The 18740-nt window shown below is 68.5% G+C and carries 21 protein-coding genes; 3 read left to right on the top strand and 18 right to left on the bottom strand.

What is annotated here, in order from left to right; all coding sequences use genetic code 11:
- Positions 1-83 precede the first annotated feature (83 nt).
- Positions 84-1880: a putative bifunctional diguanylate cyclase/phosphodiesterase gene (locus tag H036_RS22990; RefSeq protein WP_017935523.1), complete on the top strand. Its 1797-nt coding sequence runs from the start codon at positions 84-86 to the stop codon at positions 1878-1880.
- 67 nt (positions 1881-1947) lie between these two features.
- Entirely contained in the window at positions 1948-2634 is a 687-nt protein-coding gene (gene nucS, locus H036_RS0114510) for an endonuclease NucS (protein ID WP_026146068.1), read from the top strand.
- A gap of 61 nt (positions 2635-2695) precedes the next feature.
- On the opposite strand, the gene H036_RS0114505 is transcribed toward nucS, so the two are convergent.
- The 5 genes from H036_RS0114505 to H036_RS0114485 all read right to left on the bottom strand — a co-directional run bounded on the left by H036_RS0114505 (position 2696) and on the right by H036_RS0114485 (position 7399).
- Positions 2696-3220 (bottom strand): ferritin, encoded by a 525-nt coding sequence (locus H036_RS0114505; protein ID WP_017935521.1) that lies wholly within the window; start codon positions 3218-3220, stop codon positions 2696-2698.
- 75 nt (positions 3221-3295) lie between these two features.
- On the bottom strand, positions 3296-3481 hold the full coding sequence (locus H036_RS0114500; RefSeq protein ID WP_017935520.1) for a hypothetical protein: 186 nt from the start codon (positions 3479-3481) through the stop codon (positions 3296-3298).
- Positions 3482-3519: 38 nt separating this feature from the next.
- Positions 3520-5571: a protein meaA gene (locus H036_RS0114495; protein ID WP_081615563.1), complete on the bottom strand. Its 2052-nt coding sequence runs from the start codon at positions 5569-5571 to the stop codon at positions 3520-3522.
- Between the two features lie 80 nt (positions 5572-5651).
- On the bottom strand, positions 5652-5960 hold the full coding sequence (locus H036_RS0114490; protein ID WP_017935518.1) for an STAS domain-containing protein: 309 nt from the start codon (positions 5958-5960) through the stop codon (positions 5652-5654).
- Between the two features lie 62 nt (positions 5961-6022).
- Positions 6023-7399 carry an FUSC family protein gene (locus H036_RS0114485; protein WP_017935517.1) on the bottom strand — a complete coding sequence of 459 codons (1377 nt, stop codon included), beginning with the start codon at positions 7397-7399 and terminating at the stop codon, positions 6023-6025.
- Between the two features lie 35 nt (positions 7400-7434).
- On the opposite strand from H036_RS0114485, the gene H036_RS0114480 reads away from it, so the two are divergent.
- Entirely contained in the window at positions 7435-8022 is a 588-nt protein-coding gene (locus H036_RS0114480) for a cob(I)yrinic acid a,c-diamide adenosyltransferase (RefSeq protein WP_017935516.1), read from the top strand.
- 12 nt (positions 8023-8034) lie between these two features.
- On the opposite strand, the gene H036_RS0114475 is transcribed toward H036_RS0114480, so the two are convergent.
- The 13 genes from H036_RS0114475 to H036_RS0114415 all read right to left on the bottom strand — a co-directional run bounded on the left by H036_RS0114475 (position 8035) and on the right by H036_RS0114415 (position 18728).
- Positions 8035-9168, bottom strand: a complete 1134-nt coding sequence (locus H036_RS0114475; protein ID WP_332308800.1) for an MFS transporter — start codon at positions 9166-9168, stop codon at positions 8035-8037.
- 53 nt (positions 9169-9221) lie between these two features.
- Positions 9222-9629, bottom strand: a complete 408-nt coding sequence (locus H036_RS0114470) for a DUF2550 domain-containing protein (protein ID WP_036488625.1) — start codon at positions 9627-9629, stop codon at positions 9222-9224.
- A 58-nt stretch (positions 9630-9687) separates the two neighbouring features.
- Positions 9688-10080, bottom strand: a complete 393-nt coding sequence (locus H036_RS0114465) for a F0F1 ATP synthase subunit epsilon (protein ID WP_017935513.1) — start codon at positions 10078-10080, stop codon at positions 9688-9690.
- Positions 10081-10083: 3 nt separating this feature from the next.
- The gene (atpD, locus tag H036_RS0114460; RefSeq protein WP_017935512.1) at positions 10084-11538 is read right to left on the bottom strand and encodes a F0F1 ATP synthase subunit beta; all 1455 of its coding nucleotides are present in this window, start codon (positions 11536-11538) and stop codon (positions 10084-10086) included.
- Positions 11539-11560: 22 nt separating this feature from the next.
- Entirely contained in the window at positions 11561-12478 is a 918-nt protein-coding gene (locus tag H036_RS0114455) for a F0F1 ATP synthase subunit gamma (RefSeq protein WP_017935511.1), read from the bottom strand.
- A 3-nt stretch (positions 12479-12481) separates the two neighbouring features.
- Positions 12482-14122, bottom strand: a complete 1641-nt coding sequence (atpA, locus tag H036_RS0114450; RefSeq protein ID WP_017935510.1) for a F0F1 ATP synthase subunit alpha — start codon at positions 14120-14122, stop codon at positions 12482-12484.
- A 44-nt stretch (positions 14123-14166) separates the two neighbouring features.
- Positions 14167-14979: a F0F1 ATP synthase subunit delta gene (locus H036_RS0114445; RefSeq protein WP_017935509.1), complete on the bottom strand. Its 813-nt coding sequence runs from the start codon at positions 14977-14979 to the stop codon at positions 14167-14169.
- Positions 14979-15503, bottom strand: a complete 525-nt coding sequence (locus tag H036_RS0114440; protein WP_017935508.1) for a F0F1 ATP synthase subunit B — start codon at positions 15501-15503, stop codon at positions 14979-14981. The genes H036_RS0114445 and H036_RS0114440 overlap by 1 nt, the downstream gene beginning before the upstream one ends.
- Positions 15504-15557: 54 nt before the next feature.
- Complete coding sequence (locus H036_RS0114435) at positions 15558-15815, bottom strand: F0F1 ATP synthase subunit C (RefSeq protein WP_017935507.1); 258 nt, start codon at positions 15813-15815, stop codon at positions 15558-15560.
- A gap of 74 nt (positions 15816-15889) precedes the next feature.
- Positions 15890-16720, bottom strand: a complete 831-nt coding sequence (gene atpB, locus H036_RS22985) for a F0F1 ATP synthase subunit A (protein ID WP_017935506.1) — start codon at positions 16718-16720, stop codon at positions 15890-15892.
- Positions 16717-17148 (bottom strand): ATP synthase subunit I, encoded by a 432-nt coding sequence (locus tag H036_RS0114425; protein WP_017935505.1) that lies wholly within the window; start codon positions 17146-17148, stop codon positions 16717-16719. The genes atpB and H036_RS0114425 overlap by 4 nt, the downstream gene beginning before the upstream one ends.
- Positions 17149-17157: 9 nt before the next feature.
- Positions 17158-17376: a hypothetical protein gene (locus tag H036_RS22980; RefSeq protein WP_017935504.1), complete on the bottom strand. Its 219-nt coding sequence runs from the start codon at positions 17374-17376 to the stop codon at positions 17158-17160.
- A gap of 188 nt (positions 17377-17564) precedes the next feature.
- Positions 17565-18728, bottom strand: coding sequence for a glycosyltransferase family 4 protein (locus H036_RS0114415; protein WP_017935503.1), 1164 nt, complete (start codon positions 18726-18728; stop codon positions 17565-17567).
- Positions 18729-18740: the final 12 nt, after the last annotated feature.

Genomic DNA, 18740 nt, shown 5'->3' with positions numbered 1-18740 from the left:
CGCTACCCGTCAGTAACCGAGGAGTGATCGGCGTCACGTTGCTTTGTATGAGTAAAGACGCCAGGTGTTCGGCAGGCGTTCACGTGGCGTCGCATCACCTTCTCGCCCACATCGCCGATCCCAGCGATGTGAAGGACACCGTGTCGACCGAGCTCGCCAGCGTGCGCGTGCCCATGCTGCGCGAGCTCAGCCTGCCCGTTCCCGTGGTCACCGGCAGGACGCGGCTGCGCGAGGTGGAGCGCAGCTTCCTCGACGACCCCGATCTCCGTGCGGTGGCGGTGATCGGGGACGGCGCCACCGCACTGCTCACCCGGCTTCACCTGGAGACGATGCTCAGCGGGCGCCTCGGGTTCGGCCGGGCGCTGCTTTCGCGCGCGCTCGTCGGTGACATCGTGATGTGGAACGGCGCCCAGTTCCCGGCGGACCACACCCTGCGCGACGCCGCCTCGGAGATCCTCGCCCGGGGTCTGCGCGACGACGACGTGCTCGTCGTGGACGCGGACCGCGAGCCGGTCGGGATCGTGCCGGTCGCGGTGATCTTCCGCGAGGTCGGTCTCGTGTTCCGCGAGATCGCGCTGCGCGACCAGCTCACCGGCCTGCCCAACCGCCGCATGCTCGATGAGCGCGGCGCCGAGCTGCTGGCCAACGGTGTCGATCCCGGCCGGATGGCGGTCCTGTACGTCGATCTCGACGGCTTCAAGCAGGTCAACGACACACTCGGTCACCAGGCGGGCGACGCCTTGCTGCTGGCCTTCTCCCGGAGACTCGCTGGCGCCGTACGACCGAACGACCTGGCGGGACGGCTCGGCGGCGACGAGTTCGCCGTGCTGCTCTTCGACGTCGACGACGGCGAGGCGACCGCTGTGGCCGACCGGATCGTCGAGGTCGCCCAGCATCCGTTCAGCCTGCACGACACCCAGCTGCGGCGCTCCGCGACCGTCGGCGTGGCCATGGGCGCCGACCTCGGTGTCTCCAGCTCGGTGCTCAGCCCGCTCGACGCGCTGCTCCAGCACGCAGACGGGGCGATGCTGCACGCCAAGCGAGCCGGCAAGGCACGCACCGGTCGGATCACCGAGCCGGAGGCAACCGGGGCACCGGAGCGGCGCGCACTGATCCGGCTGCGACTGCCGGAGGCGCTCCAGCAGGGCCGGCTACGCCTGCACTACCAGCCCAAGCTCGAGCTGCGCAGCGGCCAGATCACCTCGGTCGAGGCACTGGTCCGGTGGACCGACGAGCAGCTCGGTCAGGTCTCGGCCGGGGAGCTCGTCGCCGTCGCCGAGAACACCGGTCACATCAACGCGCTCGGCGACTGGGTGCTGCACACCGCGTGCGCACAGGCGCGGCGCTGGCGCGACGAGGGTCGCAACTGGTCGGTCGCGATCAACGTCTCCCCCGTCCAGCTGGCCGCGCCCGGTCTGGCCAGCACGGTGCTCGCTGCGATCGACGCGGCCGGGATCGCACCTCAGCTGCTGCAGATCGAGGTGACCGAGAGCAGCGCCGTGCTGGACATCGATCAGGCCAGCGAGCAGCTGCACGAACTTCAGGCCGCCGGCGTACTGGTTCATCTCGATGACTTCGGCACCGGCTACTCCTCGCTGGCGATGCTGCGCCGGCTGCCGGTCAGCACGCTGAAGATCGATCAGAGCATCGTGGGTCGGATCGACTCCGACCAGGCCGACGCGGAGCTCATCTCCGGCGTGATCAGCGCCGCACACATCCTCGGCCTGACCGTGATCGCCGAGGGCGTCGAGCGACCCAGCCAGCTGGAGCGATTGCGGTCGCTGGGCTGCGACAGCGTGCAGGGCTACCTCATCGGCCGACCCCAGCCGGCCCTCGAGCTGGACGACCCTCGGTCGATGATGCCGGCGCAGCGCTCCTAGACCACACACGGGTCGGCTGCGGGTCGGCTGCGGACCGATCGGGTCGGTCACGGTAGATTCCTCGCCCGTGAGACTCGTCGTTGCGCGTTGCCAGATCGATTACGCCGGACGCCTGACCGCGCACCTGCCGATGGCCAATCGCGTGCTCATGATCAAGGGCGACGGCTCGGTGCTGGTCCACTCCGACGGTGGCTCCTACAAGCCGCTGAACTGGATGTCGCCGCCCTGCACCTTCAAGGAGGGCCTGGCCGAGGACGGCCGACCCGAGTGGACCGTCAGCGCCGCGAAGAGCGAGGACACGCTGCGGATCCTGATCGACGAGATCCACCACGACTCCTCGCACGAGCTCGGCATCGACCCGGGGCTGCAGAAGGACGGCGTCGAGAAGCACCTCCAGGAGCTGCTCGCCGAGCACCCGGCGACGCTCGCGCCCGGGCTGACGCTCGTACGCCGAGAGTTCCCGACCGCGATCGGCCCTGTCGACCTGATGTGCCGCGACGCCGAGGGCCTCTCGGTCGCGGTGGAGATCAAGCGACGCGGCGAGATCGACGGCGTCGAGCAGCTCACCCGCTACCTCGAGCTGCTCAACCGCGACCCGCTGTTGACCTCCGGCGGGGCGGTGCGCGGCATCTTCGCCGCGCAGGCGATCAAGCCGCAGGCCAGGGTGCTGGCCGAGGACCGCGGCATCACGTGTGCCTTGGTCGACTACGACGCGCTGCGCGGGCTCGACAACGCCGAGGACCGCCTCTTCTGACGGTCATCCACGAGCGCCGTGGCCTCGAGAGTCAACAGCCCGAACGACCTCGACGCAGCGGTCAGGCGCCGGCGATCGCGGGAGCCGTCGGGTCGGCGCCCTCGGCCCCCAGGTTGCGGGCGACGTACTCCTCGATCTGCTCGACGTCGTCCTTGTTGCGGCTCACCACGGCAAGCAGATCTGACATGGTCGAGACCTCCTCGACCTGCTCGCGGATGAACCAGCCCATGAACTGCTCGGAGGCGAAGTCGATCTCCTCACGAGCGATCCGGTAGAGCTCGTTGATCTGGTCGGTGACTCGCTTCTCCTGCGCGAGCGCGAGCGCGACCGGCGCAACGACGTCGGGGAAGCCGTTGACCACCGCCGGTACGGCGGGGAGCTCCACGTGCGCGTCGGTGTCGAGGAGGTACTGCACCATCATCAGCGCGTGCTCGCGCTCCTCGGCGGCCTGCCGGTAGAAGAAGGCCGCCATCTGGGGCAGCGTCAGCGCGTCGTAGAAGACAGCGCAGGCGAGGTACTGGTTGTGCGACGCGAACTCATGGCCGATCTGGACATTGAGCTGGGCGACGAAGCGGTCGGCGACCACGGGACTCCTTGCATGGGGTTTGCTGAACAGACGATGACCGGGCCGGTCTGGACCGGCCCGGTCATCCGAAGGACTTCAGGCTGCCTTGCGCAGCTGCTTCTTGCTCACCTTACCGCCGTCGACGCGCACGAGCTTGCGCCGCTTGACGGTGTAGCCCGTCGGAAGGGTGCCGTCCTTCAGCATCCGGAGCGGGCAGCGGTCGCACTTCTTCTTCGACTCGCAGCACTCCGTCTTCGGTAGCTTCTTGACGCCCTTGGCCATGCCCGAACACTAATAGAGGTGAGGCTCACCTAACAAGGTCACGGTAGGTCATTCGCCTGCCGGATCACATCGACGAAACCGTCCATGATCTGGGTCAGTCCGAAGTCCTTGGGTGTGTACACCGCCGCCACGCCCATCTCCCTGAGTGCGTGCCCGTCCGACTCGGGGATGATCCCGCCGACGATGACCGGCACATCCGCCATGCCAGCCTCAGCCAGCTTGGCCAGCACGTCCGGCACCAGCTCCATGTGCGACCCCGACAGGATCGAGAGACCGATCAGGTGGACGTCCTCGGCGACGGCCGCCGACACGATCTGTGCCGGTGTGAGCCGGATGCCCTGGTAGATGACCTCGAACCCCGCGTCGCGCGCTCGCACAGCGATCTGCTCCGCGCCGTTGGAGTGTCCGTCCAGGCCGGGCTTACCGATCAGCACCCGCAGCCGACCGCTTCCCCCGAGTCGAGCCATGTCCTCGCCGGTGCTACGGACGCGCTCACGGACGGCCGCCAATGCCTCGCCAGCCGCACCGGTCTGGTCGGCCGCCCCCACAGCGCCCTGCACGCCTGTCGGCGCCCGGAACTCACCGAAGACGCCTCGCAGGGTGGCCGCCCACTCTCCCGTCGTCGCACCGGCGCGGACCGCCGCCAAGGTGTAGGTCATCAGGTTCTCATTGCTCTTGGCCGCCGCGGCCAGCGCGGCCAGGGCCTCGTCGACCTCGGTCTGGTCACGCTGCGTCTTCCAGGCCTCGAGCGAGGTCAGGGCGGCCTGCTCGGCCAGCGGGTCGGAGGCCATGATGGCCTCATCGAGGTTGGCGGTCAGCGGCGACGGCTCGGTGGTCACGAACCGGTTCACTCCGACGATGACCTCCTCACCTGCCTCGATCGCGGCACGGCGCCGGGCGTGCGAGGAGACCAGCTCGGACTTCATGTAGCCCGTGTCGACGGCAGCGATCGCGCCGCCCATCGCCTGGACCCGGTCGATCTCCGCCTTGGCACCCTCGACGAGCTCACGGACCTTCGCCTCGACGACCGGTGAGCCGTCGAAGAGGTCGTCGTACTCGAGGAGGTCGGACTCGAAGGCGAGCACCTGCTGGAGACGCAGCGACCACTGCTGGTCCCACGGCCGGGGCAGGCCGAGCGCCTCGTTCCAGGCCGGAAGCTGTACGGCGCGGGCGCGGGCGTTCTTCGACAGCGTCACCGCCAGCATCTCCAGCACGATGCGCTGCACGTTGTTCTCCGGCTGCGCCTCGGTGAGGCCGAGCGAGTTGACCTGGACGCCGTAGCGGAAACGTCGCATCTTCTCGTCGGTGACGCCGTAGCGCTCACGGGTGATCTCGTCCCAGAGCTCGACGAAGGCGCGCATCTTGCACATCTCCTCGACGAACCGCACGCCCGCGTTGACGAAGAAGGACATGCGCCCGACGACCTTGCCGAAGTCCGCCTCCGAGACCTGGCCCGACGCCTTGACCTGGTCGAGCACGGCGATCGCCGTGCACATGGCGTAGGCGACCTCCTGCACCGGCGTCGCACCGGCCTCCTGCAGGTGGTAGCTGCAGATGTTGATCGGGTTCCACTTGGGGATCTGGTGGACCGTGTAGGCGATCATGTCGCTGATCAGCCGCAGCGAGTGATCCGGCCCGAAGACGTAGGTCCCCCGGGACAGGTACTCCTTGATGATGTCGTTCTGGGTGGTGCCGGCCAGCTGGGCCGCGACCTCCTCGGGCGAGGAATCAGGGTTCTGCTCCTCGGCCACCACCTGGTACATGGCGAGCAGCCACATGGCCGTCGCGTTGATCGTCATCGAGGTGTTCATCTCAGTGAGAGGGATCTGGTCGAAGAGCTTGCGCATCTCACCCAGGTGCGGGACCGGTACGCCGACCTTGCCGACCTCACCCTTCGCCAGCGGGCTGTCCGGGTCGTAGCCGGTCTGGGTGGGCAGGTCGAAGGCGACGCTCAGGCCGGTCTGGCCCTTCGACAGGTTCGTCCGGTAGAGGGCGTTGGACGCCTCGGCCGTGGAGTGGCCGGCATACGTGCGCATGACCCAGGGGCGATCCTTGGGGGTGCGCTCCTGGGCGGGCTTCTCGCTGCTCATGGAACGGAGACTAGGCCCTGGTCTACTCGCTGGTAACCCCGCGCGATGTGGAAAATAACACGTCCGACATCGTCGTCATCTCACGCGGAGACAGCCGACGGCTCCACTTCCAGCAGCCGGTGCATGCGCGAGACCAGCAGCATCCGTCGCACCGCCGGACAGCAGCCGCGCAAGGTCAGGTGGTGGCCGTGCCCCTGCGCATAACGGGTCGCGACGGCGAGCACCTTGAGCGCCGTCATGTCGATGGCCGCGACCTGGCTCAGGTCGAGGACGACGTCGTCCTCATGGGCTGCGAGGTGGTCGTAGAGCGCCGTGCGCACCTCCCAGGTGCTGCGCACGTCGAAGTCACCGGCCAGCACCAGCCGGGGTCCGTCGATGAAGATGTCCATCCGCTTGCTCCCGTCCCGAGAAGTGAGCACGTGCCCACCACGATGTGGCGGGCTTCTCATCACTATGACGCGCTCGATGATCCATCGCGTTGCACCACTCCGGTCACTTTCTTCCCACGGGACACTGACTGGCGCAGCACCGCACTGGCGCGCGCGAGCGCCTGCTCCGGCGGAAGTACGGCGAGATCCGCCCTCAACTCGACGAGCCGCCGGATCAGCACCGCCGGCTCCCCCAGCTCCCGGGCGTGCTGTGGCCGGACCCGCGCGTGCAAGCGCCACAGCGGCTCGAGCAGCACCAACTGGTCGACCGCGGCGTCGAAGCGGCGCTCGCTCGCAGCAACGGACGCGGCACCGTCACCCCGGCCGAGAGCGTCGCGCAACTGCTTCAAGGCCATCAGCGCCTCACCCCGCCGCTTCCGGAACGCGTCACGGCTGCGGATCGGCAGGACGGACCAGGAGACGAGCACGCCGATCGCAGCACCCAGTGCCACCCCGACGAGCCGCTCGCCAAGCTCGCCCGCGCCGCCGACACCGACGTACCCGTGAAGCAGGGCGACCATCGCCGTCACCCCCGCCGCCCAGTAGGCGTAGCTGCGCTCCCGCGCCCAGAGCGCGACCGCCATCACGGCGAAGAGCAGCACGATCGCCCAGCGGTCGCCGGCGACGAGCCGGCCGGCGACGAGGGTGGCGACCGCGGTCCCGGCGAGCGCGCCGACCAACCGCAGCACCCCCTTGTGCAGGACGTCGCCACGCCCGCGATTCCCGCTGCACACGACGTAGCACGAGAGCACGAGCCACGGCCAGTGGTCCGGCAGCAGCCAACGTCCGAGGACGTAGGAGACGGCCAGGCCGACGGCGAGCTGGGCGGCCATGCGAGTGCTGGGTGCCAGCCGGCCGGGACGGCGTGCCGAGACCGACCCCTGGGCCTCGCGCGGCATCGGCACGAAGCCGGTCGCCCAGGCGAGCAACTGACACGCCAGCACCCATCCGAACGCCACCAGCGCGAAGAGAGCCGGCCACCAGGTGCGGGCGGTCGCAGCGCCGACCGGGACCGGCACCACGAGGAGCGCGATGAACGGGAGACTGGCCAACGTCCCGAGCCGTGTCCACCAGGCGCCGAAGCGGCGGAGGTAGACGGCGCCGGCCAGGATCGCGACGAAAGCCGCACCACCCAGCACCTGGTGATGCGCAAGCAGTCGCCCGACCTCGGACGCCGCGAGCGCGATCAGCGGCAGGGCCGCCACCCGGAGCAGGTACGGCGCAGCCACGCGCGGCCGCTCCTTCGCCATCACCCGTGCCAGCGTCACGGCGAGCACCGTCGCCAGCACCACGACGTCGAGGTGCAGCCCCAGGGCGACCTCGAGTCGCCACGCCGTGAACCAGGTGCCGAGCACGGCGATCATGGTCACGGCCGGAGCACGCCAGGAGGTGGTCGTCATGGTGCTCCTATTCTGCGCGCCCCTAGAGTCGGTGCATGGTCAACCTCACCCGGATCTACACCCGCACCGGCGACGCCGGCACTACCCGGCTCGGCGACATGAGCGAGGCCAGCAAGACCGATCCGAGGCTCGCCGCCTATGCCGACGTCGACGAGGCGAACGCAGCCATCGGCGTCGCGATCGCCGTTGGCGCCCTGGAGCAGGAGGTCGTTGCCGACCTCGTGCGCATCCAGAACGACCTCTTCGACGTCGGCGCGGACTTCGCCACCCCCGTCGTCGCGGAGCCCGAGTTCCCGCCGCTGCGGGTCGAGCAGGAGTACGTCGACAGGCTCGAGCGACTGTGCGACAGCTACAACGCCGACCTGGCCAACCTGCGCAGCTTCATCCTCCCCGGCGGCACCGCGGGCGCGGCGTACCTGCACGTGGCGCGCACGGTGGCCCGCCGAGCCGAGCGGTCCGCGTGGGCGGCCTACGAGGTGCATGCCGAGACCATGAACCTGTTGGCGATCAAGTATCTCAACCGGCTCTCAGACCTGCTGTTCATCCTCTCCCGGCACGCGAACCGGGAGCGTGGCGACGTGCTCTGGGTGCCGGGCGGCGAACGCAGCGAACGGGGCGAATGACCCCCGGCCGGATCAGCCGGCGACGTCGACCGGGACGCGCTGAGGCCGGGCCGCGAGCACGCTGAACGCAGCCGGAACCATCAGCGCGGCGACCACGAGGAGCGCCTGCAGGGTCCCGATGCGGTCACCGATCGCACCCAGGAACGGCGGTCCGATCAGGAAGGCGCCGTAGCCGATGGTGGACACGACGCTGACGCGGGCGGCCGCTCGGCGCGGGTCGTCAGCGGCGGCGCTCATCCCGACCGGGAAGCCGAGCGAAGCGCCAATGCCCCAGATCACGATGCCGACCGCTGCCACACCGAGGTGACTGCCGTAGACGGTGAGCAGCACTCCGACCAGACCGGCGCCGGTGCAGGCCCACAGCACGGGCGCGCGACCGAACCTGTCGAGTGCGATCGGGCCGAACAGGCGTCCCGACGTCATGGCGATCACGAACAGTGAGAAGCCTGCCACGCCCACCCAGTGCGGCACGTCGTAGCCGTCGATGAGGCCCAGCGACAGCCAGTCGTTGGCCGAGCCCTCCACTGCGGCGAAGGCCAGCACCATCAGGCCGATGAGCAACGTCCGCGGCTCGCGCCAGGCCGATGAGCGGCGCTCGCCCGAGGTCGCAGGCTCGGGCGCGTGCGTCTGCACCGGCAGGAACGCGCGACATGCGGCGAGGACACCGACGTACGCCGGGACGCAGACGACGAGGAGATGGATCACCGGCGCGACGCCGAGAGCGGCCATCGGGATGCCGAGCGCGCCGCCGGCGATCGATCCCATGCTCCATGCGGCATGGAACCGCGGCATGATCGTGCGCCCGAGACGGCGCTCGACCTCGGCGCCCTCGACGTTCATCGCGACATCCCAGGTGCTCATGCCCATCCCCTGGGACAGCATGCCGAGCGCAGCCAGTGGCGCCCACTCGACAACCGTGGCGCCGAGGGCTGCGACCACCAGGCCGGCCGTCACCCCGACCGCGCCGCCGCGCACGACGTTGGCCGCCCCGAAGCGCTCGATGAGGCGCCCGGAGAACGGCAGCATGATCAGGCTGCCCGCGGAGGCCGCAAGGAGGAGCAGACCGAGCTGACTGTTCGTCAGGTCCAGCGCGGAGCGGATGTCCGGCAAGCGGGAGACCAGGGAGGCGAACAGGAACCCGTTCAGCGCGAAAGCCGCAACGACGGCGTTGCGGCTCTGCAGTGGCGAAGGGGTGGCGCTCAGCGGGACCAGTCCGTTCCGGGGTGACGTGATTCGAGCCAGGCCTGGAAGCCGATCAACGACTGGGGGGCCATGGCGAGCTCGACGAGCGCACCGTCGAGCGTGCGGCACTCGACCACGAGGTGGTCCGGGTAGAGAGCAAGCTCCTCGCCGCCCTCCGGGACCCGGCTGGCCGCGTAGACCAGTCCGGTGCGATCCCAGGTCCGCTTCGGGACCGGCGCGAGCGAGAAGACCCGGAACCACTCGAGCGTGGAGCCGGAGTAGCGACCGACGCCGAGGAGCCAACCGCGCCCGGGCTTGGCAGCCCGGACGCGGTAGCTCAGCTCGAAGGTGCCGCCGTGCCGGGCGATCACCCGGCGGCGCACCATCAGACAGACGCCATAGCCGATGACGAGCAGGAGCAGCACACCGACAAGATCAAGCAGCCACTCCCACCACGTCATCCAGAACCGACCTCAGCGCGTCTCAGGACGCCTTGAGGGCGGCGTCGAGCCTGGCCTGGGCCAGGCGTACGCCGGCGTCGAACTCTGCGTTCACCCCGGCCGAGGCCTGGGCCGACTCGAGGTCGGCCCGGGCCTGCGCCGCGTTGATCTCCTGGCCGAGCGTGATGTGCTCAGCCAGGATCGAGACCCGATCGTTGGCGACCGAGATGAATCCGCCGTCGACCGACGCGAACACCTTCGCGCCGGTGGCCGGGGTGATCTCGACCAGGCTCGGGCTCAGCAGCGAGAGCAGCGGCGTGTGACCGCGCAGCACGCCGATGTCGCCCTCGACCGTGTGAGCGCTGACCTGGCTCGCGTCGCCGGACCAGACGGTCCGGTCGGCGGAGACCAGCTCCACGTGCAGTGCTTCAGCCATGGGTCACAGGCTCTTCTGGATCTCGGCCCACTTGCGCTCGACGTCGTCCAGACCGCCGCACATGAAGAAGGCCTGCTCCGCCACGTGGTCGTACTCACCGTCGGCGATCTTGTTGAACGCCTCGATGGTCTCGCCGATGGTGACCGTCGAACCCTCGATGCCGGTGAACTGCTTGGCAACGTAGGTGTTCTGCGAGAGGAACCGCTGGATACGGCGGGCGCGGGACACGATGACCCGGTCCTCCTCCGACAGCTCGTCGACACCGAGGATCGCGATGATGTCCTGGAGCTCCTTGTTGCGCTGCAGGATCTGCTTGATCCGGATCGCGCAGTCGTAGTGCGCCTGCCCGATGTACTGCGGGTCGAGGATGCGCGACGTCGACGTGATCGGGTCCACGGCCGGGTAGATACCCAGCGAAGCGATCTCACGGGAGAGCTCGGTGGTGGCGTCGAGGTGGGCGAAGGTCGTCGCCGGAGCCGGGTCGGTGTAGTCGTCGGCCGGCACGTAGATCGCCTGCATCGAGGTGATCGAGTGACCACGCGTAGAGGTGATGCGCTCCTGGAGCGTACCCATCTCGTCGGCGAGGTTGGGCTGGTAGCCCACGGCGGACGGCATCCGACCGAGCAGGGTCGAGACCTCGGAACCGGCCTGGGTGAAGCGGAAGATGTTGTCGATGAACAGCAGCACGTCCTGCTTCTGCACGTCGCGGAAGTACTCCGCCATCGTCAGGGCCGAGAGCGCCACCCGAAGGCGCGTGCCCGGCGGCTCGTCCATCTGACCGAACACGAGGGCGGTCTGGCCGAAGACGCCGGCCTCCTGCATCTCGACGATCAGGTCGTTGCCCTCACGGGTGCGCTCGCCGACACCGGCGAACACCGACACACCGCCGTGGTTGCGGGCCACACGGGCGATCATCTCCTGGATCAGAACGGTCTTGCCGACACCGGCACCACCGAACAGACCGATCTTGCCGCCCGTGACGTACGGCGTGAGCAGGTCGATGACCTTGATGCCGGTCTCGAACATCTGGGTCTTCGACTCGAGCTGGTCGAAGGCCGGGGCCTTGCGGTGGATGCCCCAGCGCTCGTTGATCTCGAGCTTCTCACCCGGCTCCAGGTTCAGGATGTCACCGGTGGCGTTGAACACGTGGCCGAGGGTCACGTCGCCGACCGGCACCATGATCGGGTTGCCGGTGTCGGTCACGCGGGCGCCGCGGACCAAGCCGTCGGTCGGCTTCAGCGAGATCGCGCGGACGACGCCGTCGCCGATGTGCTGGGCGACCTCGAGCGGCAGGACGGCCGTCTCGCCGCTGAGCTCGACCTCGACCTCGAGCTTGTTGTAGATCTCCGGCATCGCGTCCACGGGGAACTCGATGTCGACGACCGGGCCAATGACCCGGGCGATGCGACCGGTGCCCGGCCCCGACGTCTGACGCTGTTCGTCGATGGTTGCAGTCATTTCACTCACTCTTCTTCGGTGATCAGTCGTTCGCGGCGGTGGCGTCGGCGAGGGCGTTCACGCCACCGACGATCTCGCTGATTTCCTGGGTGATGCCGGCCTGGCGCGCCTGGTTGGCGACACGGGTGAACTTCTTGATGAGCTCGTCCGCGTTGTCGGTCGCCGACTTCATCGCCTTCTGCCGGGCGGCCAGCTCGGAGGCTGCCGCCTGGAGGAGCGCGAAGAAGACCCGGCTCTCGACGTACTGCGGCAGGAGGCCGTCCAGGACCGCCTCCGCCGACGGCTCGAACTCGTAGAGCGGCAGGACGTCGCCGGGCTCCGGCTTCGCCTCGCCCTCGACGACCTCGAGCGGGAGAAGGCGCACAGCGTGCGGCTCCTGGACGAGCATCGACTTGAACTGGGTGTAGACGACGTGGACCTCGTGCACACCCTCGGCGCCCTCGCCCTGACCGGCGAGGAAGGTGTCGATGAGGGTCGAGCCGATCTCCTTGGCCACTTCGTAGGTCGGCTGGTCGCTGTGACCCGTCCAGGCCTCGACGACCGGACGAGCGCGGAACTTGTAGAAGGCCTCGCCCTTGCGTCCGGAGATGTAGAGGTCGACCTTCTTGCCTTCCGCCTTGAGCTTCTCGACCAGACCCTCGGCCTCGCGCAGCACGCTGGACGAGTAGGCCCCGGCCAGGCCGCGGTCGCTGGTCACGACCAGCACCGCGGCACGGTCCGGCGACTCCGGCTCGGTGGTCAGCGCGTGGTCGACGTTGGAGTACGTCGCCACGGCGCTGACCGCACGGGTGAGCTCACGGGCGTACGGCGCGGCCGAGTTGGCCCGCTGCTGCGCCTTGATGATGCGGGACGCAGCGATGAGCTCCATGGCGCGCGTGATCTTCTTCATCGACTCCGTCGACTTGATCCGCGCGCGGTACTCACGCAGCGATACGGCCATGCGTCAGCCCCGCTTCTGCTTGACGATCTGCTCCTGCTCGACGTCCTCGGCCCCGAGCGCGTCGGCCTTCGCAGAGCCGGCCGCGACAGTGTTGCCGTCGGAGGTCTCGAACTGCGGCAGGAACGCGTCGTACGCCGCGGAGAGCTGCTGCTCAGTGTCGTCCTCGAACTTCAGCGTCTCGCGGATCGCGCCGAGCAGGCCCGCCTCCGAGGTACGCAGGTAGTCCAGGAACTCGCGCTCGAACTTGAGCACGTCGCTCGCCGGGATCTTGTCGAGGCGACCGGTCGTGCCCAGCCACAGCGAGACCGTCATCTCCTCGACCGGGTAGGGCGAGTAGGCGGGCTGCTTGAGCAGCGCCATCAGGCGCGATCCACGCTCGAGCTGCTGGCGCGAAGCGGCGTCCAGGTCGGAGGCGAACATGGCGAACGCCTCCATCGCGCGGAACTGCGCGAGGTCGACCTTGAGCGAGCCGGTGACGGCCTTCATCGCCTTGGTCATCGCCGCGCCACCGACGCGGGAGACCGAGACGCCGACGTCGATGGCCGGACGCTGGTTGGCCGCGAACAGGTCGGACTGCAGGAAGATCTGACCGTCGGTGATCGAGATGACGTTGGTCGGGATGAACGCCGAGACGTCGTTGGCCTTGGTCTCGATGATCGGCAGACCGGTCATCGAGCCCGCGCCCAGCTCGTCGGAGAGCTTCGCGCAGCGCTCGAGCAGGCGGCTGTGCAGGTAGAAGACGTCACCCGGGTAGGCCTCACGGCCCGGCGGACGACGCAGCAGCAGCGACACGGCACGGTAGGCCTCGGCCTGCTTGGTCAGGTCGTCGAAGACGATGAGGACGTGCTTGCCGTCGTACATCCACTCCTGGCCGATGGCCGAGCCGGTGTACGGGGCGAGGTACTTGAAGCCCGCGCTGTCCGAGGCCGGGGCCGCGACGATCGTGGTGTACTCCAGCGCACCGGCCTCGTCGAGGGCACCGCGCACCGAGGCGATGGTGGAGCCCTTCTGGCCGATGGCGACGTAGATGCAGCGGACCTGCTTGGTCGGGTCGCCGGTCTCCCAGTTCTGCTTCTGGTTGATGATCGTGTCGATCGCGATCGTGGTCTTGCCGGTCGCGCGGTCACCGATGATCAGCTGACGCTGGCCACGGCCGATCGGAGTCATCGCGTCGATGGCCTTGATACCGGTCGCGAGCGGCTCGTGCACCGACTTGCGGGCCATGACGCCGGGAGCCTGCAGCTCGAGGGCACGGCGACCGGTGGTGGCGATGTCGCCCAGGCCGTCGATCGGGTTGCCGAGCGGGTCGACGACGCGGCCCAGGTAGCCGTCGCCGACGGGAACCGAGAGGACCTCCCCGGTGCGGCGGACCGTCTGGCCCTCCTCGATCTTGTCGAAGTCACCCAGGATGACGACGCCGATCTCGCGGGTGTCCAGGTTCAGGGCGAGGCCCAGCGTGCCGTCCTCGAACTGCAGCAGTTCGTTCGCCATCGCCGAGGGCAGGCCCGCGACACGGGCGATGCCGTCAGCGGTCTGTGCGACCGTGCCGACCTCCTCGGTCTTGGCAGCCTCCGGCTGGTAGTCGGCGACGTACTTCGCCAGCGCGTCGCGGATCTCCTCCGGACGGATGGTCAGCTCCGTCATCTCAGATGCCTTCTCTCTCGTTCTTGAAAGTTCGTTGGTGGCCGTCAGCCCGCGAGCTTGCGGCCGGCCTCGTCGAGGCGGGAAGCGATAGTGCCGTCGATGACGTCGTCACCGATCTCGACGCGGACGCCACCGATGACGGAGGCGTCGACGACGACCTTGGCGTGCACCGGGCGGCCGTACTGCTTGGCCAGGGCGGCGGTCAGCCGCTGTGACTCGTTCTCGGAGAGCGCGCGCGCCACCCGGACGGTTGCCACCGACTCACCGTGGACGTCAGCGGCCAGTTTGCGATAGGCGGTCAGCGCCGCCGTCACCGTGCCGTAGGTGCCGGACAGCGCCTGCTTGGCCAGCGCGATCGTTGCCGGAAGGGCCTTGCCGCCCAGCAGATCCGAGAGCAGCTTCGCCTTGTCGGCGTTGTCACGGCTCGGGTCAGAGATCGCGTCGCGGAGCTCGGGGTTGTCAGTGATGACGCCACCGAGCGCGAACAGCTCGTCGGACAGCTTCCCACCCTCGGTACCCGCCGAGAGCACCGCGGCGATCTCGCTGAGTCGCTCGACGCCATCGGCCAGATCACCGCTGTGGATCCAGCGACGACCGGTCGCGTCAACGACCAGGTCGAGTGCGGTCTGGTCGAGCTTGCCACCGAAGACCTCGCGGACGAGGCCCTGCTTCGCCTCGGTCGGAACCGAGCCGTCGGTGAGGAACCGGCGCAGCGCCGGCTCCGAGCGGAGCGTCTGCGAGACCGAGTAGAGGGAGTCGGCCGCGGTCGCCGCCGCCGACACCGAGCTCGAGACCGCGGTCTTCAGCTGCTCGGTGAGGGCGGCGACGGAATCGGCGGACGCACCACGAAGGTCCATCACTCAGCCTTCTCCAACTCGGTGAGGAAGCGCTCGACCACACGGGTCTGGCGAGCGTCGTCCTCGAGACTCTCCCCCACGATGCGGCCGGCGAGGCCAGTCGCGAGGGAACCGACCTCGGCCCGCAGCGAGGCGACTGCCTGCTGCCGCTCTGCCTCGATCTGCGTCTTGCCGTGCTCGACGATCCGGTTCGCCTCGGCCTGCGCCTGCTCGCGCAGCTCGGCGATGATCGCCGCGCCCTGCTCGCGGGCGTCCTCGCGGATGCGAGCAGCCTCCTTGCGAGCGTCGGCGATCTGCGCCTCGAACTCGTCCTTGGCGGAGTTCGCCTCCTCCTTGGCCTTGTCGAGGTCCGCGAACTGCTGGCGGATCGCCTCCTGCCGCGCGGTCATCGCCTTGTTGATCGGCGGGATGACGAACTTGGCCAGGAGGAACACGATGATCGCGAAGGCGATCAACTCCACGATGAACGTGCCATTGGGCACGAGGAAGTTGCTCGCGAGCGGGATCAGGTCAGGTGTGATCATCTACCTCTTGGTCCTTTGCCTAGTTCGGGTCGTGCGCCCCTGAGCGGGGCGAGCTCACTTACCGAGGACGAAGACGAACAGGGCCATGAAGGCGAGGTTGATGAAGAACATCGCCTCGACCAGACCCACGGTCAGGAAGAAGATCGTCTGCAGGCGGCCCTGGGCCTCCGGCTGACGGGCAACGCCCTGGATGTACGACGAACCGGCGAGGCCGTCACCGACGCCGGCGCCGATCGCGCCGCCGCCGAGGGCGAGGCCGCCGCCGACGAAGGCGCCAGCGGTCTTGATGGCCGACTCAATGGTTGTTGCCACTGTTGTCTCTCCTTGGTTCCGCGCCGGGGACCGGCGCCATTGGGTTTACCTCTGGTAACGGCTGAGCGCTGCGCTCAGGCCGCGAGTTCGGGGGTGTGATCACCGTGCTGGTCGTCGTTCTCGACGTGGTCGTCGCCGTGACCGGCGCCCGCCATGCCGAAGTAGAGCACGACCAGCAGCGCGAAGATGAAAGCCTGGATGACGCCGATGGCCATGTCGAAGAGCTTCCACACGACGTTGGCGACCACGGCCAGGATGCCGCCGACCGGCGCCGGGCCGATCTTCCAGCTCACCAGGCCCGCGATCAGCGCGATCATGATCCCGCCGGCGAAGATGTTGCCGAAGAGACGCAGCGCGAGCGTGATCGGCTTGACGAGCTCCTCGAGGACGTTGAGCGGGAGCAGCACCGGGTAGGGCTCCAGGAAGTGGTGGAAGTAGGCCTTCGCGCCCTTCTCCCGGATGCCGTAGACCCACACGCCGACGATCGCCAGGAGGGCCATCGCATAGGTCAGGTTGGTGTCGGCCGTCGGAGCGACGAACACCTCGCCGTGGTGGCTGTTGATCTTGCTCGGGATCATCTCGATCCAGTTGGCGATCAAGATGAAGAAGAAGAGGGCGACGGCCAGCGGCACCACGAACGGGTGCACCCGGCCGAGGTTGTCCTCTACCTGGGTCTCGGTGTTGGAGACGACCGCCTCCCAGAGGATCTGCAGCTTGCTGGGGACGTGGTTCTCGCTCTGTCGCCGGGTCAGCTGCGAGCGCAGCACGAAGCCGAGAATGACGACGATCGCACCGGCGATGACGGTGTTCCAGATCGTGTCGGCGTTGAACGTCATGCCGAGGAAGTGCCACTCCGGGTGCTCACCGGGGTGGATCTCGATCTCGAGAGGCAGCGTGCCGCTCATTGGTTCTTCAGCTCCTTCAGCAGCGGGAGGGTGGTCATCACCAGAGCGATGAGACGGAAGATGGCGAGTCCGAGGAGGACTCCGATGCCATTGGGCCAGAAGGCCCAGGCGGCGGCGACGGCCACCACCGCCAGGATGCAGAGTCGGATCATCGTGGCCCGGGTGAGCTGGCCTCGCGTCGGGGTCTCACCGGACGTGATCACCTTGAGCAGCCAGTACTCGGTGGCGAGGTGGTTGAGCAGCCCAAGGGCGATGCCGATGATCAGTGAGATCGGGAGGATCCAGCTGCCGGCCTGGTAGAACCAGATGCTGATCACCATCATGCCGAGCGCGACGAGCTCGATCTTGCGCTGGTCCCGGATCACGCGCGCGATGCTGGCGTGGTCCGGGAGCTGCTGCATGTCGTGGTCGCTGGCGGGCTGATTCATCGGGTCACCTCAGCTGCGAAGTGCGCGACGTGCCCGCGCAGCGAAGCCGAACGCGGCGAGCACGATGCCGATCGCGACACCCAGGACGACGCCGACCGGCGACGAGCCCGCGACATGGTCGACGAGCAGCCCGAGGAGTGTGCAACCGACGACGCAACCGGCGAGGAGGCCGCCGAGACCGAGGAGGTCACGACCCCCCAGTGTTGCCGGCTCTTGTGGTTCTGGCACCGGCCGAAATTACCACAGGACGCTGCACTCAACTGTCCAGGCCAGGGGCCCGGGAAGGAGTCGCGGATTGCGGTCGTCAACATTGGCGGCCGTTCTGTGTCAATGGGCGGTCATCGTGCGGTTCGGGTCACCCCGACCAACGCTCGTGAACGCTATCACGAGCGTCCTCCAGCGCTGAAATGGATCGATCAATGCCGTTCGGACGGGTTCACGGCGAGGGCTCCCTGGGCCGGATGGCCGGGCGCGGACACCTTCGGCAGCAGGAAGGTCAGCGCGAGCGTCACCACCACCATCGCAGCCACACCGCCCCACATCCAGGGGCCGGTGTAGAGGCTGGCGAGCACGGAGCCGAAGCCGATCAGTGCGGCCCACAGCCACATGATCAGCACAGCGCGGCGCTGGGAGTGCCCGATCTCCAGCAGACGGTGGTGCAGGTGCATCTTGTCCGGGGCGAAGGGCGAGCGCCCTGCGCGGGTGCGGCGTACGACTGCCAGCACGAGGTCGGTGAAGGGCACGATCAGGATGGTCACGGGCAGCAGCACCGGCAGCAGGGTCGGCAGCAGGCTGGCCCTCGCGCCCCCGGCACCCTCGGTGAGCTGCTCGGAGGAGAACTGACCGGAGAGGCTGACGGCACTCGCCGAGAGGACGAGCCCGATCAGCATCGAGCCGCTGTCGCCCATGAAGAGCCGGGCAGGGTGCCAGTTGTGCACCAGGAAGCCACCGCAGGCGCCGGCGAGCGAGGCACTGAGCAGCGCCGCGGTGGTGGCGTGACTCAGGCCGTTGGCGCGGGTCAGCTCGTAGGAGAAGAGGAAGAACGCGACGGCGCCGATGCCGACGACGCCCGCGGCCAGGCCGTCCAGGCCGTCGACGAAGTTCACCGCGTTGATCGTCGCCACCACCACGATCCCGGTGAGCAGCGCCCCCTGAGCGAGATCCAGGGTGAAGACCGAGCCATCGGACCAGGTGATGAATGTGTACTGGATCTGGAAGTAGATCAGCACCGAGACCGCAAGCACCTGGCCCCCGAGCTTGGTCAGCGCGTCGAGCTCGAAGATGTCGTCGATCACCCCGACCGCACAGATCAGCGCTCCTGCGATGAGGACGACACCGGCGTCGTGCACCACGAACGGCTGGGACTCGGTCAGGAACGGCATGTGCCGCGCGACCAGGTAGGCGGCACCGAGGCCGCCAAGCATCGCCAGGCCGCCCAGGTAAGGGATCGGCTCGTCGTGCACGTCTCTGTCGCGCACGCGTGCCACCGCACCGGTGCGCAGCGCGATCTCCCGGGCGACGACGGTGAGCAGATAGGTGACCGCCCCGGCGACGAGGAAGAGCAGGAGGTAGGCCCGCACGCTTCTGCCTCG

Source organism: Nocardioides sp. Iso805N (assembly GCF_000364605.1).
Lineage (GTDB): Bacteria > Actinomycetota > Actinomycetes > Propionibacteriales > Nocardioidaceae > Nocardioides.
The sequence above is the reverse complement of the archived record's forward strand: the minus strand, read 5'-3'. Positions and strand labels throughout refer to the sequence as shown.

Bases quoted from the DNA above. Each gene is read 5' to 3' on its own strand.
- H036_RS0114445 (WP_017935509.1), bottom strand. From the start codon at position 14,979: ATGGACCTTCGTGGTGCGTCCGCCGATTCCGTCGCCGCCCTCACCGAG.
- H036_RS0114480 (WP_017935516.1), top strand. From the start codon at position 7,435: ATGGTCAACCTCACCCGGATCTACACCCGCACCGGCGACGCCGGCACT.
- H036_RS0114495 (WP_081615563.1), bottom strand. From the start codon at position 5,571: ATGAGCAGCGAGAAGCCCGCCCAGGAGCGCACCCCCAAGGATCGCCCC.
- atpB (WP_017935506.1), bottom strand. From the start codon at position 16,720: ATGAGCGGCACGCTGCCTCTCGAGATCGAGATCCACCCCGGTGAGCAC.
- H036_RS0114455 (WP_017935511.1), bottom strand. From the start codon at position 12,478: ATGGCCGTATCGCTGCGTGAGTACCGCGCGCGGATCAAGTCGACGGAG.
- H036_RS0114490 (WP_017935518.1), bottom strand. From the start codon at position 5,960: ATGGACATCTTCATCGACGGACCCCGGCTGGTGCTGGCCGGTGACTTC.
- atpA (WP_017935510.1), bottom strand. From the start codon at position 14,122: ATGACGGAGCTGACCATCCGTCCGGAGGAGATCCGCGACGCGCTGGCG.
- H036_RS0114425 (WP_017935505.1), bottom strand. From the start codon at position 17,148: ATGAATCAGCCCGCCAGCGACCACGACATGCAGCAGCTCCCGGACCAC.
- H036_RS0114485 (WP_017935517.1), bottom strand. From the start codon at position 7,399: ATGACGACCACCTCCTGGCGTGCTCCGGCCGTGACCATGATCGCCGTG.
- H036_RS0114440 (WP_017935508.1), bottom strand. From the start codon at position 15,503: ATGATCACACCTGACCTGATCCCGCTCGCGAGCAACTTCCTCGTGCCC.
- H036_RS0114500 (WP_017935520.1), bottom strand. From the start codon at position 3,481: ATGGCCAAGGGCGTCAAGAAGCTACCGAAGACGGAGTGCTGCGAGTCG.
- H036_RS0114465 (WP_017935513.1), bottom strand. From the start codon at position 10,080: ATGGCTGAAGCACTGCACGTGGAGCTGGTCTCCGCCGACCGGACCGTC.
- atpD (WP_017935512.1), bottom strand. From the start codon at position 11,538: ATGACTGCAACCATCGACGAACAGCGTCAGACGTCGGGGCCGGGCACC.